Source organism: Streptobacillus felis, from assembly GCF_001559775.1.
Lineage (GTDB): Bacteria > Fusobacteriota > Fusobacteriia > Fusobacteriales > Leptotrichiaceae > Streptobacillus > Streptobacillus felis.
This window is the reverse complement of the sequence record NZ_LOHX01000039.1, coordinates 1-223: the sequence shown is the minus strand read 5'-3', so window position 1 is coordinate 223 and position 223 is coordinate 1. Positions and strand designations below refer to the sequence as shown.

Sequence of the window (223 nt, the reverse complement as noted above, 5' to 3'; positions counted from 1 at the left end):
GAAGTATTTGCTATTATCACTGTTCTTTGCATTAAAGAATTACTTGTTAATGGATCTATAATTTCAGGAAGCTCCATTAAATCGTCTGTCATTGCATTTCCACGTTCGCCACAACCTACATAGACAGCGACTTGTGCATCTCCCCAGTTAGCAAATTGATGTTGAACTACTGTTTTACCAGATCCAGAAGGTCCTGGAACACAGGCTGTTCCACCTTTAGATA

The 223-nt window shown here is 39.5% G+C and carries 1 pseudogene; it reads right to left on the bottom strand.

The features are described from left to right. Positions 1-223: pseudogene (locus AYC60_RS00630) on the bottom strand (V-type ATP synthase subunit A); the annotation flags it as partial.